General features: G+C 73.6%; 13 protein-coding genes and 1 pseudogene. 11 read left to right on the forward strand and 3 right to left on the reverse strand.

The annotated features are described in order from the left end of the window. From ACWERV_RS19350 to recX, 3 genes and pseudogenes are all read left to right on the forward strand, one after another. Nucleotides 1–662, forward strand: a 662-nt coding sequence (locus tag ACWERV_RS19350; RefSeq protein ID WP_452934433.1) for an AI-2E family transporter, incomplete at its 5' end; no start/stop codon positions are given. Nucleotides 663–891: 229 nt separating this feature from the next. Continuing rightward, a complete protein-coding gene (gene recA, locus ACWERV_RS19355) occupies nucleotides 892–2,004 on the forward strand; it encodes a recombinase RecA (RefSeq protein ID WP_452934436.1) in 1,113 nt (370 codons plus the stop codon). Beyond that, a pseudogene (recX, locus tag ACWERV_RS19360) lies at nucleotides 1,907–2,599 on the forward strand (recombination regulator RecX); the annotation flags it as partial. The gene recA and the pseudogene recX, both read left to right, overlap by 98 nt. A 12-nt stretch (nucleotides 2,600–2,611) precedes the next feature. Here recX and ACWERV_RS19365 read toward each other — a convergent pair. Then, nucleotides 2,612–4,333 carry an FAD-dependent monooxygenase gene (locus ACWERV_RS19365; protein WP_452934438.1) on the reverse strand — a complete coding sequence of 574 codons (1,722 nt, stop codon included), beginning with the start codon at nucleotides 4,331–4,333 and terminating at the stop codon, nucleotides 2,612–2,614. A 331-nt stretch (nucleotides 4,334–4,664) separates the two neighbouring features. Between ACWERV_RS19365 and ACWERV_RS19370 the strand changes: the two genes are divergently transcribed. Together ACWERV_RS19370 and ACWERV_RS19375 are read left to right on the forward strand one after the other, a co-directional pair. Next, nucleotides 4,665–5,414 carry a response regulator transcription factor gene (locus ACWERV_RS19370; protein WP_452934441.1) on the forward strand — a complete coding sequence of 250 codons (750 nt, stop codon included), beginning with the start codon at nucleotides 4,665–4,667 and terminating at the stop codon, nucleotides 5,412–5,414. Nucleotides 5,415–5,441: 27 nt separating this feature from the next. Then, on the forward strand, nucleotides 5,442–6,869 hold the full coding sequence (locus tag ACWERV_RS19375) for an ATP-binding protein (protein ID WP_452934443.1): 1,428 nt from the start codon (nucleotides 5,442–5,444) through the stop codon (nucleotides 6,867–6,869). Between the two features lie 9 nt (nucleotides 6,870–6,878). Here the strand turns inward: ACWERV_RS19375 and ACWERV_RS19380 are convergent, their stop codons facing one another. Then, complete coding sequence (locus tag ACWERV_RS19380; RefSeq protein WP_452934446.1) at nucleotides 6,879–7,895, reverse strand: TAXI family TRAP transporter solute-binding subunit; 1,017 nt, start codon at nucleotides 7,893–7,895, stop codon at nucleotides 6,879–6,881. Nucleotides 7,896–8,012: 117 nt separating this feature from the next. Between ACWERV_RS19380 and miaB the strand changes: the two genes are divergently transcribed. Together miaB and ACWERV_RS19390 are read left to right on the forward strand one after the other, a co-directional pair. After that, a complete protein-coding gene (gene miaB, locus ACWERV_RS19385; protein ID WP_452934449.1) occupies nucleotides 8,013–9,503 on the forward strand; it encodes a tRNA (N6-isopentenyl adenosine(37)-C2)-methylthiotransferase MiaB in 1,491 nt (496 codons plus the stop codon). A 45-nt stretch (nucleotides 9,504–9,548) separates the two neighbouring features. Then, nucleotides 9,549–10,280, forward strand: coding sequence for a hypothetical protein (locus ACWERV_RS19390; RefSeq protein WP_452934452.1), 732 nt, complete (start codon nucleotides 9,549–9,551; stop codon nucleotides 10,278–10,280). Nucleotides 10,281–10,464: 184 nt separating this feature from the next. Here the strand turns inward: ACWERV_RS19390 and ACWERV_RS19395 are convergent, their stop codons facing one another. Next, nucleotides 10,465–10,740 carry an antitoxin gene (locus tag ACWERV_RS19395; protein ID WP_452934455.1) on the reverse strand — a complete coding sequence of 92 codons (276 nt, stop codon included), beginning with the start codon at nucleotides 10,738–10,740 and terminating at the stop codon, nucleotides 10,465–10,467. 193 nt (nucleotides 10,741–10,933) lie between these two features. Here ACWERV_RS19395 and miaA point away from each other — a divergent pair, with 193 nt between their 5' ends. The 4 genes from miaA (at nucleotide 10,934) to ACWERV_RS19415 (ending at nucleotide 15,887) form a co-directional block, all read left to right on the forward strand. Beyond that, nucleotides 10,934–11,857, forward strand: a complete 924-nt coding sequence (gene miaA / locus ACWERV_RS19400; protein ID WP_452934457.1) for a tRNA (adenosine(37)-N6)-dimethylallyltransferase MiaA — start codon at nucleotides 10,934–10,936, stop codon at nucleotides 11,855–11,857. Between the two features lie 105 nt (nucleotides 11,858–11,962). Further along, nucleotides 11,963–12,514 carry a hypothetical protein gene (locus tag ACWERV_RS19405; RefSeq protein ID WP_452934460.1) on the forward strand — a complete coding sequence of 184 codons (552 nt, stop codon included), beginning with the start codon at nucleotides 11,963–11,965 and terminating at the stop codon, nucleotides 12,512–12,514. 47 nt (nucleotides 12,515–12,561) lie between these two features. Continuing rightward, complete coding sequence (dapF, locus tag ACWERV_RS19410) at nucleotides 12,562–13,479, forward strand: diaminopimelate epimerase (RefSeq protein WP_452934560.1); 918 nt, start codon at nucleotides 12,562–12,564, stop codon at nucleotides 13,477–13,479. A gap of 194 nt (nucleotides 13,480–13,673) precedes the next feature. Then, on the forward strand, nucleotides 13,674–15,887 hold the full coding sequence (locus ACWERV_RS19415; RefSeq protein ID WP_452934463.1) for a RelA/SpoT family protein: 2,214 nt from the start codon (nucleotides 13,674–13,676) through the stop codon (nucleotides 15,885–15,887). The last annotated feature ends 56 nt before the right edge of the window (nucleotides 15,888–15,943 follow it).

Here is a 15,943-nt window from a genome sequence, read left to right on the forward strand (position 1 = left end):
ACTCCGACTGGGTGCGCACCTACCTCGCCAACGGGGCGAGCAGCGTGTGGGGCCTGTCGGCCACCGTCGTCGGCACGGTGTTCCAGCTCTTCACCGTGCTGCTGTTCACCTTCTACTTCGCCGCCGACGGCCCGCGGCTGCGCAGGGCGCTGTGCTCCGTGCTGCCGCCCGCCCGGCAGGCCGAGGTGCTGCGCGCATGGGACATCGCCGTCGCCAAGACCGGCGGCTACCTGTACTCCCGCGCGCTGATGGCGGTGATCTCCGGTGTCGCGCACTACATCCTGCTGCAGGTCCTCGGCGTGCCCTACGCGCCCGCGCTCGGGGTGTGGGTCGGCCTCGTCTCGCAGTTCATCCCGACCGTCGGCACCTATCTCGCGGGTGCGCTGCCGGTCCTGATCGCGTTCGCCGAGGATCCGTGGGACGCCCTGTGGGTGCTCTGCTTCGTCGTGATCTACCAGCAGTTCGAGAACTACCTGCTCCAGCCGCGCATCACCGCGCGGACCGTGGACATCCACCCGGCGGTCGCCTTCGGCTCCGTCGTCGCGGGAACGGCCCTGCTCGGAGCGGTGGGCGCGCTCATCGCCATCCCCGCGACCGCCACGCTGCAAGGTTTCTTCTCGGCCTATGTGCGACGCTACGAAGTGACCGATCCGCGGCTGTGACGGCCCGGACGTCCCCCGGCGGGTCGCTTGACACGAAAATCGAACATCCATTCTGATGGATGAGCGGGGACCGATTCTCCGCGCCGGCGGCACGGATTCCGGCCCGGGTGACGGGCCGGAGCCGCCCAAGTTATCCACAGGTCGGAGCGACGTTCCCGGCGCGTTGTCAGTGGCAGGCGCTAGCGTCGTGGACGTGAAGCGATCGAACCAGACATCCCGGGTGGAACCCATGGCAGGAAACGACCGCGACAAGGCGCTCGACGCCGCGCTCGCACAGATTGAACGGCAGTTCGGCAAGGGCGCGGTCATGCGCCTGGGCGACCGGCCGAATGAGCCCATCGAGGTCATCTCCACCGGGTCGACCGCCCTGGACGTGGCCCTCGGCGTCGGCGGTCTGCCGCGCGGCCGGGTCGTGGAGATCTACGGCCCCGAGTCCTCCGGCAAGACGACCTTGACGCTGCACGCGGTGGCCAACGCCCAGCGGGCCGGTGGCACTGTGGCGTTCGTCGACGCCGAGCACGCCCTCGACCCCGAGTACGCCAAGGCCCTCGGCGTCGACACGGACAACCTGCTGCTGTCCCAGCCGGACACCGGCGAGCAGGCGCTGGAGATCGTGGACATGCTGGTCCGCTCGGGCGCGATCGACCTCATCGTGATCGACTCCGTGGCAGCCCTCGTGCCGCGGGCCGAGATCGAGGGCGAGATGGGCGACTCGCACGTGGGTCTCCAGGCCCGGCTCATGAGCCAGGCGCTCCGCAAGATCACCAGCGCGCTCAACCAGTCCAAGACCACCGCCATCTTCATCAACCAGCTGCGCGAGAAGATCGGTGTGATGTTCGGCTCGCCGGAGACCACCACCGGTGGCCGCGCACTGAAGTTCTACGCCTCCGTCCGGATCGACATCCGCCGGATCGAGACGCTCAAGGACGGCACGGAGGCGGTCGGCAACCGCACCCGCTGCAAGATCGTCAAGAACAAGGTGGCGCCGCCCTTCAAGCAGGCCGAGTTCGACATCCTCTACGGCCAGGGCATCAGCCGCGAGGGCGGTCTGATCGACATGGGCGTCGATCACGGCTTCGTCCGCAAGTCCGGCGCCTGGTACACGTACGAGGGCGACCAGCTCGGCCAGGGCAAGGAGAACGTCCGGAATTTCCTCAAGGACAATCCGGACCTGGCCGACGAGATCGAGAAGCGGATCAAGGAGAAGCTGGGCGTCGGCGTGCGGAAGACCGACACGCCGGAAGCCCAGCCGGGAGCGGAGCCGGCCGGTGCCGAGGCGGCGGCCAAGGCCGAGGTGCCTGCACCGAAGAAGGCGACCAAGGCCACCGCAGCCAAGGCCTGACGCCGTGGCGGGCAGGTCCCAGGAGCGCGGCGGCTCTTCCGAGTCGAGGGCCTCGCAAGAGCCGCCGCTCAGTCCCGAGGAGCAGGCAAGGGCGCTGTGCCTGCGCCTGCTCACCGGGAGCCCCCGTACGCGCAAGCAACTCGCCGACGCCCTGCGCAAGCGGGAGATCCCCGAGGAAGTGGCCGAGAGCGTCCTGGAGCGCTTCCAGGACGTCGGGCTGATCGACGACCAGGCGTTCGCCAACGCCTGGGTGGAGTCCCGGCACCGCGGGCGCGGCCTCGCCCGCCGGGCCCTCGCCCAGGAGCTGCGCCACCGCGGAGTGGAGGCCGAGCTGGTCACCGAGGCCGTCGGCCTGCTCGATCCCGAGCAGGAGGAGGAGACGGCCCAGGCCCTCGTCCAGCGCCGGCTGCCCGGCACCCGCGGCCTGGACCGCGACCGGCGGATCCGGCGGCTGGCCGGCATGCTGGCGCGCAAGGGATACGGCGAGGGCCTGGCGCTGAAGGTGGTGCGCGACGCCCTCGCCGCAGAAGCCGACAGCGCCCACGACGACTCCGGCTCCTGGCACGGTTCCGGCGGTCCGGAGCCGTGGGAGTGAGCCGCAGGGCTTCTACGGGGTGCGCCCGCTGACCCGGGCGCCCGCCGAGCCGTCCCGCGGCATGCCACCCGCGGCGCCGGGCGCCCCGTCGTCCGTGCCGTCCGGACCCTCGCCGGTGTCGCCGTCGGCCGCCGTCGGGGGGCCGCCGCGCGCCAGGTCGGCGTACGAGTACAGCTCGGCGGGGCGGCATCCGACCATCGCTGTGACCAGGTGCCCGTCCGGCCGGATGAGCAGCACGGTGTGCGCCGTCGCCCCCGGATAGGACTCAGTGACCAGCAGTTCGGCCGGGGTGGGAAGCGCCGCGACCGCCGACGCCAGCCGCGGCATCAGCCCGGCCGTCAGCCAGTGCCTGCTCTCCCACACGCCGGTGCCGGGCGCGACCAGCAGGACCACGAGGCCCTGGCCCAGCCGGTCCCGCAGACGTCCCACCGTGCCGTCGAGCGCCGTGACGGGCACGTCGTCGACCCGGCCGCCCGGCGGTGTGTCGCATCCGGCCACCAGCGGCGACGCGCCGGCCCTGCCACTGCCCGACCGCGCCGCGGGCAGCGCGAGCGGCGAGCGCGCGTAGACCCGGGAGACGGCGGAAGCGCCCCGCCCCAGGTGGCTGTCGGTCAGCATCTCCGCATGGCCGCGGGCGGAACCCGACAGCAGCGACTGCCGGACCGTCTGCCACGCCCCGCTCGCCCGCAGCAGCGGAAGCGCCTGGTCGGTGGCCCGCAGCCGGCTCCCCACCGCCCCGCGGCGCTCGGCCTCGTAACTGTCCAGCAGCACCTTGGACGCACCGTCGTGCCACGCCAGGGCGAGCTTCCAGGACAGGTTCTCCGCGTCCCGCAGACCCTCCTCGACGCTCTGCGCACCCAGCGCCCCCATGACGTGGGCGGCATCGCCCGCCAGGAACACCCGGCGCACCCGCCACCGCCGGGCCAGCCGCTGGTGCACCGCGTAGTCCGCCGAGCCGACGACCTCGTAGGGCACCACGCTGCCGCACCACGCCGCGAGCGTGCCGCGCAGCCGTTCCACCAGCGCGTCCGGCGTCAGCGCGCGGGCCTGCACCGGCAGCAGCCAGTCCAGCCGCCACAGCCCCCCGGGCAGCGGCCGCGCCGTCACCTCCTGCCCGGCCGGCGCGCCCGGCGGATCACGGTGCAGCAGCGCCACACCGGGTTCGGGCAGCTCGGCGCGTACGACCGCCACGGCGTGCCGGTCCACCGCCGTGCGGCCGGGGAAGCGCACCCCGAGCAGTTTGCGGACCGTCGACCGCGGTCCGTCGCACCCCACCAGGAAACTGCCGCGCCACCACGTCTCGTGCGAGCCACGGGTGTGCACCGTGACACCGCGCGCGTCCTGCTCCACCGCGTCCACCCGGCAGCCGGCCACGATCCGGACCGAGCCGCAACCCAGCAGCGCCTGCCGCAGCCCGTTCTCCAACCGGTGCTGGGCGATGTGCACGGGCGCGTCGTCCGCCCCGAAGTCGAGCCGCGCCACCTCCGCGCGCCGGCGGACCGTGCGCCAGCCCTTCCAGGCCGCGCCCTCGGTCCGGACGCCCGGGTATCCCAGCCGTTCGACCAGGGCGGCCGCGGCCGGGCCGAGCACGGCGGTGCGCGAACGCCGCAGCCCGTCGGCGTCGGCGATCACCTCCGCCTCGTCCAGCAGGATGACGGGGACGTCGCGGCGGGCCAGCGCGAGGGCGAGGGTCAGGCCGACCGGGCCTGCCCCCGCGACGATCACCGGATCCACTCAGCGGTCCCGGGAAGGAGTGCGGTCACAAAGCGTATGCAACTCACTGCGCCTGCCCACGTCAAGCGACAGTCGCACGTCGGCGCGGTGCGAGCGCGGCACAGCGGGCGCACCGGCGCACATCGGGTGGCGCGCGGGACGCGTACCGGGTCGGTAACGGTCCGCACCACGAGCCGGTACCCCCTTGACTCACCCCCGCCGGATCGGGGTGGATGCCGTGACAAAGCAGAAGCGGAAGCGAGCCGGCGCGTACCCTGCCGCCGGGCGTCGCCCGCCCCGGCACGCCGGGGCCCCGCCGGACCGGCGGGCGACAGAAAGAGGAGTGGCACAGATGCGGCTGCTGCTGGTGGAGGACGACGACCGGGTTGCCGCGGCCGTCTCGGCGCTCCTCGGCAAGCACGGTTTCGACGTCAGGCACGCGCGCAACGGCGAGGAGGCGCTCCAGGCCCTGCTGCCGGACGGCGGACCGGCGTTCGACTGCGTCCTGCTCGACCTCGGCCTTCCCGACCAGGACGGCTTCGAGGTGTGCAGCAGGATCCGGCGCAGGACGGCCACACCGGTGATCATGGTCACCGCCCGCGCGGACGTCCGCTCCCGCATCCACGGCCTCAACCTGGGCGCCGACGACTACGTCGTCAAGCCGTACGACACCGGCGAACTGCTCGCCCGCATCCATGCCGTCAGCCGCCGCCCGCCGCTGCGCCCGGAGGGCGCCGGCTCACCGCCGCCGGCCCACGGCGCGGGCGGCGCCGCGCAGGCCGCCGCACCCCCCGCGGCGCGCACCCGGCTGCAACTGGGCCCCATGGCCATCGAGCCGGCCACCCGCAGCGTCACCGTCGAGGGCGCGGCCGTGGTGCTGACCCGCAAGGAGTTCGACCTGCTGGCGCTGCTCGCCGGGCACCCCGGGGTGGTCTTCCGCCGGGAGCAGATCATCAGCGAGGTGTGGCGGACCGCGTGGGAGGGCACAGGGCGCACCCTGGAGGTCCATGTGGCGTCCCTGCGGTCCAAGCTCCGTGTCCCGTCCATGATCGAGACGGTGCGCGGCGTGGGCTACCGGCTCGTCGTCCCGCCCGCCGGCTGAGCCGCCCCGCGAAGCGGATCTCCCACCGTGCGCACCCGACTGCTCCCGCTGCTCATCGTGCTGATGGCAGGCGTTCTGCTGGCCCTCGGCATCCCACTCGCCGTCAGCCAGGCGGCCGCCCAGCAGCAGCGTGTCGTCGTCGACCGGATCGACGACACCACGCGCTTCGCGGCGCTGGCCCAGTTCGTGACCGCGCGGAACGAGGAGCAGTCGATGGTCGACAGCGTGGACGGCGAGAGGCTGCACACGCTGCGCACGGAACTCGTCCGCTACCAGCAGCTGTACGGGATCAGCGCCGGGGTCTTCTACCGCGACAGCACCGCCATGGCCGAGGCGCCCGCGAAGTGGCGACTGCCCGCCGAGGGCGAGCTCTACGACGCCTACGAGTCGGCGCTGCTGGGCCGCCGTGCCCACGACCCGGCGCAGGTCTGGCCGTGGCAGCACCGGCGGCTGGCCATCGCGTCACCGATCGTGCGGGACGGCGACGTCGTGGCGGTGGTCGTGACCGATTCCCCGACCGGCGCCCTGCGCTCGCGCATCCTGCACGGCTGGATGCTGCTCGCCGCGGGGGAACTCGCGGCCATGGTCATCGCCGTGCTCTGCGCGGTGCGGCTGACCGCCTGGGTGCTGCTGCCGGTCGCGAAACTGGACCGCGTCACCCATGACATCGCCACCGGCCGGATGAAGTCCCGGGTCCGGGCGACCGGCGGGCCGCCCGAACTGCGCCGGCTGGTCCGTTCGTTCAACGAGATGGCCGACAACGTCGAGGCGGTGCTCGACCAGCAGCGAGCCTTCGTCGCCGACGCCTCGCACCAGCTGCGCAACCCGCTCTCCGCGCTGCTGCTGCGGATCGAGCTGCTGGGCCTGGAACTGCCCGAGGGCCACACCGAGGCCGACGCGGTCAAGGAGGAGGGGCACCGGCTGGCCCAGGTGCTGGACGACCTGCTGGGACTGGCCGTCGCCGAGAGCTCGGGAGGCCACCCGCAGGTGATCGACGTGGCGGCCCTGGTCCGTACGCGTACGGCCGCTTGGCGCCCGGTGGCCGACCGGGCGCAGGTCGGGCTGGACTTCACCGGGCCGCCGCCGGACGGCCCGGCGGTGACCGGCTGGGCGGACGCCGTGGCCCTGTCCAGCGCGCTGGACGCCGTGCTGGACAACGCGATCAAGTTCACGCCGGCGGGAGGCGAGGTCGGCGTCGTGGTCGAGGCGGGCGAGGACGCGGCCGCCGTGGTGGTCGCCGACGGCGGACCGGGCCTGGCCGACGAGGAACTGGCGAGGGTCGGCGACCGCTTCTGGCGCAGCCCGCGGCATCAGAACGTGCAGGGCTCCGGGCTCGGCCTGTCGATCGCACGGTCACTGCTGCGCCAGGGCGGCGGCGCCATCGCGTACGGGCACCATGAGCCGACCGGGCTCCGGGTCACGCTCACCGTGCCGCGGACGGCTCCGGAGTCCTGACGCGGCGCCTCAGGGCTTCACCGAGCGGTAGTAGCGTATGGCGCCCTGATGGAGGGGCAGCGGGTCGGTGAAGACGGCGGTGCGCAGGTCCACCAGTTGGGCCGCGTGCACCACGGTGCCGATCGCGTCCCGGCTGTCGATCACCGCCCGGGTCAGCCTCTCGACCAGCCCGGCGTCCGCGCGGTCGGTGGTGATCAGCAGATTGGGCACGGCGACGGTGGGTACGGCCTTGCTGTCCTGCGCCGAGGGATACGCGTCGGCAGGCATCGCCGCCTGGCGGTAGTACGCCATCTCCGGCCCCAGCGCGTGCAGCGACGCCACCATGTCACCGAGCTGGACCAGCCTGATCCGCGCCACCGGCGTGGCCATGGCCGTGACGGCGGCCGTCGGCAGCCCTCCGGACCAGAAGAACGCGTCGAGCCTGCCGCCGAGCAGCATGGCGGGCGCCTCGTCGATGCCGACCGGCACGGCGGTGATGTCCTTGTCTACGTTCATGCCCGCGGCCTGGAAGAGCCGGTGGGTGATGAGGCTGACGCCGGAGTCGGCCTGGCCGATGCCGACCGTCATGCCGCGCAGGTCCCGGATCGACCGGACCGGGGAGTCGCGCGGGACGATCAGCTGCATGTAGTCGTCGTAGAGCCGGGCGACGGCGCGCAGCCGCGACTTGCCGGGCCCGTTGTAGCTGGCCACCGCGTCGGCGGCGGCGATCGTGAAGTCCGAACGGCCGGACGCGACGCGCTTGATGTTGTCGACCGAGCCCTCGGTGTGCTCCAGCGTGACCTGAACCCCGGGCAGCGCCGTCCGCAGGTCGCCCTGCAGCAGCATCCCGTACTTCTCGTAGACGCCGTTGGCGACACCCGTCGCGAAGGACACCGGCCGGTGCGGGTACGACGGGCCGTCCGACGGCACCAGCCACCACGCCAGCAGCGCCAGCGCCAGGGCCGCGCCCAGCGAACCCTGGACGTACCGCCACAGCCTGGCCCGGCGGCCCTGCGGCCGGAGCAGGCGAAGCACACGACGGTCCATGGCCCGCGATCCTGCCAGGCGGCGGCGGTGCGGGGAAGGGCGGCCGCCCGGTGGCCGGGAGTTGTCCACAAGCCGGAGGCGAGGCGGCGGGGAAAGCACGTACTCTGGGTCATTGTTATGAGCGCGCGTACTTACGAGGTCCGCACCTACGGGTGCCAGATGAACGTCCACGACTCCGAGCGGCTGTCCGGCCTGCTGGAGGACGCCGGGTACGTCCGGGCGCCCGAGGGCTCGGACGGGGCGGACGTCGTCGTCTTCAACACCTGTGCGGTGCGGGAGAACGCCGACAACCGGCTCTACGGCAATCTGGGCCAGCTCGTGCCGAAGAAGGCCGCCCGGCCCGGCATGCAGATCGCCGTCGGCGGCTGCCTGGCGCAGAAGGACCGCGACACGATCGTGAAGCGCGCCCCCTGGGTCGACGTCGTCTTCGGCACCCACAACATCGGACAGCTGCCGGTGCTGCTGGAGCGCGCCCGGATCGCGGACGAGGCGCAGGTGGAGATCGCCGAGTCGCTGGAGACCTTCCCCTCGACGCTGCCCTCGCGCCGCGAGTCGGCCTATGCCGCGTGGGTGGCCATCTCCGTGGGCTGCAACAACACCTGCACCTTCTGCATCGTGCCCGCGCTGCGCGGCAAGGAGAAGGACCGGCGCCCCGGTGACGTCCTCGCCGAGGTAGAGGCGCTCGTCGCCGAGGGCGTGATCGAGGTCACGCTGCTCGGCCAGAACGTCAACGCGTACGGCTCCGACATCGGCGACCGCGAGGCCTTCGGCAAACTGCTGCGGGCCACCGGAGCGGTCGAGGGCCTGGAGCGGATCCGCTTCACCTCACCGCACCCGCGGGACTTCACCGACGACGTCATCGCGGCCATGGCCGGGACGCCGAACGTGATGCACCAGCTGCACATGCCGCTCCAGTCGGGCTCCGACCAGGTGCTGCGGGCGATGCGCCGCTCCTACCGGCAGGACCGCTACCTGGGCATCATCGAGAAGGTGCGCGCCGCCATGCCGGACGCCGCCATCACCACCGACATCATCGTGGGCTTCCCGGGCGAGACCGAGGAGGACTTCGAGCAGACCCTGCACGTCGTCCGCGAGGCACGCTTCGCCCAGGCTTTCACCTTCCAGTACAGCAAGCGCCCCGGCACCCCCGCGGCCGACATGGACGGGCAGATCCCCAAGGCCGTCGTCCAGGAGCGCTACGAGCGCCTGGTGGCGCTCCAGGAGGAGATCTCCTGGGAGGAGAACAAGAAGCAGGTCGGCCGCACCCTGGAAGTGCTCGTCGCCGAGGGCGAGGGCCGCAAGGACGAGGCCACCCGGCGGCTGTCCGGACGCGCGCCCGACAACCGCCTCGTGCACTTCGAGCGCCCCGAGGGACAGCAGGTCAGGCCCGGGGACATGGTCACCGTCGAGATCACCTACGCCGCGCCGCACCACCTGCTCGCCGAGCGCCCCGCGCAGGCCGTGCGCCGCACGCGCGCCGGGGACGCCTGGGAACGCCGCACCGCGGCTGCCGCGCAGGCCCCGGCCGGTGTCATGCTCGGTATGCCCGTGGTCGGTGCCCCGGCGGCCGTGCCCGCCGCTGCCGCGGGCGGCTGCTCCGTCTGCTGACGCGGTCCGGGCCCGCTGTCGGTGCCCGGCGGTAAAGTGTCGATCATGCTGGTCGCCGCCGCCGTCTGCCCCTGTCCGCCGCTGCTGGTCCCCGAGGTGGCGGCCGGGGCCGCACCCGAGCTGGACGCGCTGCGGGACGCCTGCGCGGACGCCGTCGGACTGCTGGCCGCCGCACTGCCCGACCGGCTGGTGGTCGTCGGGCCCGAGGAGGGAACGGGAAGCCGCACCCTTGCGTCCGGCGTACACGGGGACTTCCGGCCCTTCGGTGTCGCGCTCGACGTACGGCTCGGGCAGCCCTCCGCGGCCGCGGACGAGCCGGGCGGCGCCACCTCCGGTGCGGCGACCCTGCCGCCGTCGCTCGCGGTGGCCGCCTGGCTGCTGCGCGGCTGGAACGCGGAGGAGACGACCGGGCTGGCCGTCGGGGAAGCGCTGGACGCGGGACGCTGCGCCGATGAGGGCCGGGCGCTCGCCGCGTCCGCGGAGCGGGTCGCGCTGCTGGTCATGGGCGACGGCAGCGCATGCCGGACGGTCAAGGCACCGGGCTATCTGGACGAGCGGGCCGCGGGCTTCGACGCCGCGGTGTCGGCCGCACTGGACGCCGCGGACACCGGCACCCTGGCGGGGCTCGACGCGGCGCTCGCCGCCGAGCTGCGGGTCGCGGGCCGCGCACCCTGGCAGGTGCTGGCCGGGGCCGCAGCGGATGCGGGCCTGGACGGCCGGCTGCTCCACGAGGCCGCGCCCTACGGCGTCGGGTACTTCGTCGCCTGCTGGACCTGAGCCCGCGCCGGACCGACGGCATCACCGGTGGGCGTGGACGAGCCGCGGAAGGTGGAATTCCGCGGCTGTCCGGTCCGGGGCGGCACCCGGCCGGGCGTGACGAGCGCCCGGGGGAGTGGCGGATCCTTGCCAGGACCGGCCGGGCCGTCAGGACGGAGGCAGAACCCTCAGGGCGTGCGGGCTCTCAGGACTTGCCGGGCTGGTCTCCCTGACCGGACGGACCCGCCTGACCGGACTGGCCGCCCTCGCCGCCCTTGCCGCCGAGGTTCTGGGTGGCGCTCTTGGCCTTGTCGGCCCCGGAGCTGATCTTGTCCGAGTACTTCCCGCCGGTCTTCGAGTCGGCCATCTGCGCGGCCTTGTCGATCCCCGACTCGACCTTCTCGCCGTGCTGCCGGGCGAGATCCCCGGCCTTGCCCCTGGCCATGCCGAGCTTGTCCTTCAACGTGTCCATGAAGCTCATCAGGCACCTTCCCTGGACGCTGAGCGATGAGGGCGGTGGCTCCGCCGCTTCGCGTCACCGATGGCGCAAAGCGGGCCGAGCGGCGCAAAACGCCCTCCCCGTCCTCTGACCATACCCGCGCCCCGGGGCGGGCGCCGCCGGGCGGACCTCCGGACCGCGACCGGGCACGCCGGTTGTTTGGGAGAATCGCCGGGTGAAGAACCGTGTGATCACCGTCGTCGGTCCCACCGCGGCCGGAAAGTCCGACCTCGGCGTCACGCTCGCCAGGGAATGGGGCGGCGAGGTGATCAACGCCGACTCCATGCAGCTCTACCGCGGCATGGACATCGGAACGGCGAAGCTGACCACCGCCGACCGGCAGGGCGTACCCCACCACCTGCTGGACATCTGGGACGTGACACAGGCCGCCAACGTCGCGGACTACCAGCGGCTCGCCCGCGCCGAGATCGACCGCCTGCACGCGGCGGGCCGCGTCCCGGTGCTGGTGGGCGGTTCGGGGCTGTACGTGCGCGCCGTGATCGATCCGCTGGAGTTCCCCGGCACCGACGCGGCGGTACGGGCCCGGCTGGAGGCCGAGCTGGCGGAGGACGGCCCCGGCCCGCTGCACGCCCGCCTCGCCGCCGCCGATCCGGAGGCCGCCCGGCTCATCCTGCCCAGCAACGGACGCCGCATCGTGCGCGCCCTCGAAGTCGTCGAGATCACCGGCCGCCCCTTCACCGCGAGCCTGCCCGGCACCGAGTCGCAGGAGGCGGTCTACGACACCGTGCAGATCGGCGTGGACGTGCCCCGTCCCGTGCTCGACGAGCGCATCGTGCGGAGGGTGGACCGGATGTGGGACGAGGGCCTGGTGGCGGAGGTCCGCGCCCTGGAGGCCGCCGGGCTGCGCGAGGGCCGTACCGCCTCGCGCGCGCTCGGCTACCAGCAGGTGCTGGCCGCGTTCGCGGGGGAGTGCACCGAGGACGAGGCGCGCGCCGAGACCGCACGAGCCACGAAACGTTTCGCGCGGCGGCAGGACTCGTGGTTCCGCCGGGACCACCGTGTGCACTGGCTCACGGCTCAGGGGGCGGAACTCGCCGACCGCGCGCTGACGTTGCTCGGGGAAGCGGTCACAGCCTGATCACGTGATGGCATCGGGACGCCCCGGCGTCCGGGAGGAGCCCTCCGGGCGTGCCATCATCAAGCATCCAGCTACGGTGTCGGAGACTCGGGAGGGCGCGTGGCGATGGCACTCGGCCCACGCGACACCCCCCAGGGGCGCGACTCGACAGCGGACTCCTACGAGTCACATGTGTCACAGGGCACCAACGGTGTCCCGTCCGGTGGGCCGGAACCGGTCGAACGGCTGGACGAGCCCGCGCCGTTGGAGCCGCTGGGCGACCCCATGGACCTCCTCGACCCGATGGCGGTCATCGACCCGGCGCTGTCGCTCGACGGCGGCCAGTCCTTCCGCGAACTGCGCCCGCAGCGGCGGCTGCGGATCTGGCAGCTCGCGCCGATCGTCGCGCTCGCCGTGGCCGGTTCGCTGATGTTCGCCTTCCCGCTCGCCTTCGAGTCCGGCGACGCCGGACCCGTCGTCGCGATGCTCGGCCTGCTGCTGTGCGGGTGCTCGGCGGGCTGGGGCCTGACGGCCGCCCTCCGGGTCGGCTACACCTTGCCCGGACTGCCGGTGCGCGGCTCGGGCACCCGGGTGGACTGGCGCTACGTCGCCGGTTACGCCGTGGCGGTCGTCCTGCTGGCCCTGCTCGCCGTCTGGCGCGTCGCCCGGCTGCGCTGACCGGCCGCGACCGGCCGCGACCGCCCTTCCGGGACCGGCCGCGTACGATCGAAGATGTGACAGACGCACGGCACGGCACCGCCCCCCTGAGCTTCCTCAAGGGCCACGGGACCGAGAACGACTTCGTGATCGTCCCCGACCCGGACGGCCTGCTCGACCTGTCCGCGGCCCAGGTGGCACGGCTGTGCGACCGGCGTGCCGGGATCGGCGGCGACGGCCTGCTCCGGGTGGTGCGCTCGGCCGCCCACCCCGAGGCGGCGGACCTCGCCGACCGCGCCGAGTGGTTCATGGACTACCGCAACAGCGACGGCAGCGTCGCCGAGATGTGCGGCAACGGCGTGCGGGTCTTCGCGCGGTACCTGCAGCGTGCGGGCCTCGCCGAGGCCGGTGACCTGACCGTCGCCACCCGCGCCGGGCTGCGGCAGGTCCACATCGCCAAGGACGGCGGCGACGGCGTGCCCGGTGACGTCACCGTGGGCATGGGCCGTGCCGCCTTTCCCGGAGGGGACGTCACGGTCACGGTCGGCAGCCGTACCTGGCCGGCGCTCAACGTCAACATGGGCAACCCGCACGCGGTCGTCTTCGTGGCCGACCTCGACGAGGCGGGCGACCTCTACCGGGCACCCGGCGTCGCGCCCGCCGAGGCCTATCCCACCGGCACCAACGTGGAGTTCGTCGTCGACCGCGGCCCCCGCCACGTGGCCATGCGCGTCCACGAGCGCGGCTCGGGCGAGACCCGCTCCTGCGGTACGGGCGCCTGCGCCGTGATGGTCGCCGCGGCCCGCCGTGACGGCCTCGACCCGGCGCGGACCGGCCGCCCGGTCACGTACACCGTGGACGTCCCCGGCGGGCGGCTGGTGATCACCGAGAACACCGACGGGCGGATCGAGATGACCGGTCCCGCGGTCGTCGTCGCCGAGGGCGTCGCCGAAGCCGCCCTGGTGGCGGGAACCCCCTCGGCCTGATCGCACGGGCCGCTTGCACCGCGGGGCACATTCCGCCGGGAATCCCCGTACACCATCCCTCGAACGGGTGACGGGGATCACTCTCGGCGAGAGCGCGGCAGCCGCACGTGGTGGGCTCGGTAGCATCAATCACCGGCGCGGCCCCGCGGGTCGTGCGAGGCTTCCGCAGCCGGTCCATGCTGCCGGAGGTGTCGATGAGCGCAGACAACGCGGTGGATGCCGGGCAGGCCGCCGAGATCCCGCGACGCGGCCTGCGGCGCATCGATCTGCGCAGGCTGGGACGGGCCGCCCTGCTCGGCCCGGGTCCCCGGGACCGGCTGCCCGGCGCCATCGAGCACCTCATCAAGGTCCACCGCGCCCGGCACCCGCAGGCCGGCTCCGAGGCGATCGAGACGCTGCGCCGCGCGTATGTGCTCGCCGAGTCCTCGCACCGCGGGCAGATGCGCAAGAGCGGTGAGCCGTACATCACCCACCCGCTCGCCGTCACCCTCATCCTGGCCGAACTCGGCGCCGAGACCACCACGTTGACGGCGTCGCTGCTGCACGACACGGTCGAGGACACCGAGGTGACGCTGGATCAGGTGCACGCCGAGTTCGGCGCCGAGGTCACGCATCTCGTCGACGGCGTCACCAAGCTGGAGAAGGTCGACTACGGGGCCGCGGCCGAGTCGGAGACCTTCCGCAAGATGCTCGTCGCGACCGGCAGCGACGTGCGGGTGATGGCCATCAAGCTGGCCGACCGGCTGCACAACGTCCGCACCCTCGGGGTGATGCGCCCCGACAAGCAGGCCAGGATCGCCCGCGTCACGCGGGACGTCCTCATCCCGCTCGCCGAGCGGCTCGGCGTCCAGGCGCTCAAGACGGAGCTGGAGGACCGGGTCTTCGCGATCCTGCACCCCGCGGAATACGCCCGTACCCGGGCCATGATGGCCGCCAACGCCGAGCGGCCGGACCTGCTGGCCGTGATCGCCGAGGACCTGCGCAAGGTGCTGCGCGAGGCGGACATCGCGGCGGAGGTGGCCATCAGGCCGCGGCACGCCGTCTCGGTGCACCGGCTGCTGCTCAAACGCGGCGGGACGGAGCTGGACAGCGGTGACTTTGGACGGCTGCTCGTGCTGGTCGGGGAACCCGCCGACTGCTACGCGGTGCTCGGCGAGCTGCACACCTGCTTCACTCCGGTCATCGCCGAGTTCAAGGACTTCATCGCCGCTCCCAAGTTCAACCTCTACCAGTCCCTGCACACCGCGGTGGCCGACGCCCAGGGGCGGATCGCCGAGGTCCTGGTCCGCACCCGGCAGATGCACCGGGTCGCCGAGACCGGGGTGATCGCTCTCGGCCACACCCCCGCCCCCACGGAGCAGCCGCGTCCCTCCGGCGGCACCGACACCCGGGCCGCGGCCGCCGCCGCATCGCGCTCCGGGGAGGCGCCGGCGCCCGCCGCCGAGGCGTGGGGCAAGGTGGACCTGTCGCGGCCCGGATGGCTCGCCCGGCTGCTGGAGTGGCAGCGCGACGCCCCCGACTCGGACATCTTCTGGACGGCGCTGCGCGACGACCTGGCGCAGGACCGGGAGATCACGGTCTTCACCGCCGACGGCACCGACGCCTCGGGCACGGTCCGGCTGCCCGCCGGCGCCAGCTGCGTCGACGCCGCCTACGCCGTGCACGGCGAGGACGGGCACCGATGTATCGGCGTACGGGTCAACGGCCGGCTGGCGCCGCTGAGCACGCGACTGCAGGACGGTGACAGCCTGCAACTGCTGCTGGACGACGCGGCGACCTCGCGCCCCGGTGCCGACTGGCTCGACCACGCCGCCACGCCCGCGGCCCGTATCGCGATCACCCGCTGGCTGGCCCTGCATCCGGCCCCCGCCGACGACGAGCAGCCCGCGGCGCTGCCCGCCCTGCGCCCGGCCAAGGAGGTGTCCGGCCCGCGGCCCGAGCTGCCGGTGGCGGTCGCCGATCTGCCCGGTGCCACGGTCCGGCTGGCCCGCTGCTGTACGCCCGTCCCGCCCGACGCGGTGACGGGCTTCGTCATCCGGGGCGGCACCGTGACCGTCCACCGTGCCGAATGCCCCTCCACCGCGCGGATGGCCGCGGCCGGCCGCAGGCCCGTACCGGTCGGGTGGCGCGACGGCACTCCGGCCGGCGGCTACCGGGCCACCGTGCTGGCGGAGGCGCTGAGCCGGCCCAGGCTGCTGGCGGACCTGACCGAGGCCATCGCCGCCGAGGGGGTCGGTATCGTCTCGGCCGCGGTGGAGCCTCCGCAGGAACTCAGGGTGCGGCACACCTACACCGTGGAACTGCCCGATCCCGGGGCCCTGGCCGGGCTGATGCGCGCCATGCGGGCGGTGCCGGGCGTCTACGACGTCTACCGGTCCCGCCCCGCCGTCACCACCCGGCGCGGCTGACCGGGACCGGATCCCGCCACCGGCAGCCTCGCCGCACCCCCACGCGCGTCCCCCGT

This window comes from Streptomyces sp. NPDC004031 (assembly GCF_053604375.1).

Excerpts from the sequence above, each read along its gene's own strand:
- recA (WP_452934436.1), top strand. The coding sequence starts at position 892 with ATGGCAGGAAACGACCGCGACAAGGCGCTCGACGCCGCGCTCGCACAG.
- ACWERV_RS19370 (WP_452934441.1), top strand. The coding sequence starts at position 4,665 with ATGCGGCTGCTGCTGGTGGAGGACGACGACCGGGTTGCCGCGGCCGTC.
- ACWERV_RS19380 (WP_452934446.1), bottom strand. The coding sequence starts at position 7,895 with ATGGACCGTCGTGTGCTTCGCCTGCTCCGGCCGCAGGGCCGCCGGGCC.
- miaB (WP_452934449.1), top strand. The coding sequence starts at position 8,013 with ATGAGCGCGCGTACTTACGAGGTCCGCACCTACGGGTGCCAGATGAAC.
- ACWERV_RS19390 (WP_452934452.1), top strand. The coding sequence starts at position 9,549 with ATGCTGGTCGCCGCCGCCGTCTGCCCCTGTCCGCCGCTGCTGGTCCCC.
- ACWERV_RS19395 (WP_452934455.1), bottom strand. The coding sequence starts at position 10,740 with ATGAGCTTCATGGACACGTTGAAGGACAAGCTCGGCATGGCCAGGGGC.
- ACWERV_RS19405 (WP_452934460.1), top strand. The coding sequence starts at position 11,963 with ATGGCACTCGGCCCACGCGACACCCCCCAGGGGCGCGACTCGACAGCG.
- ACWERV_RS19415 (WP_452934463.1), top strand. The coding sequence starts at position 13,674 with ATGAGCGCAGACAACGCGGTGGATGCCGGGCAGGCCGCCGAGATCCCG.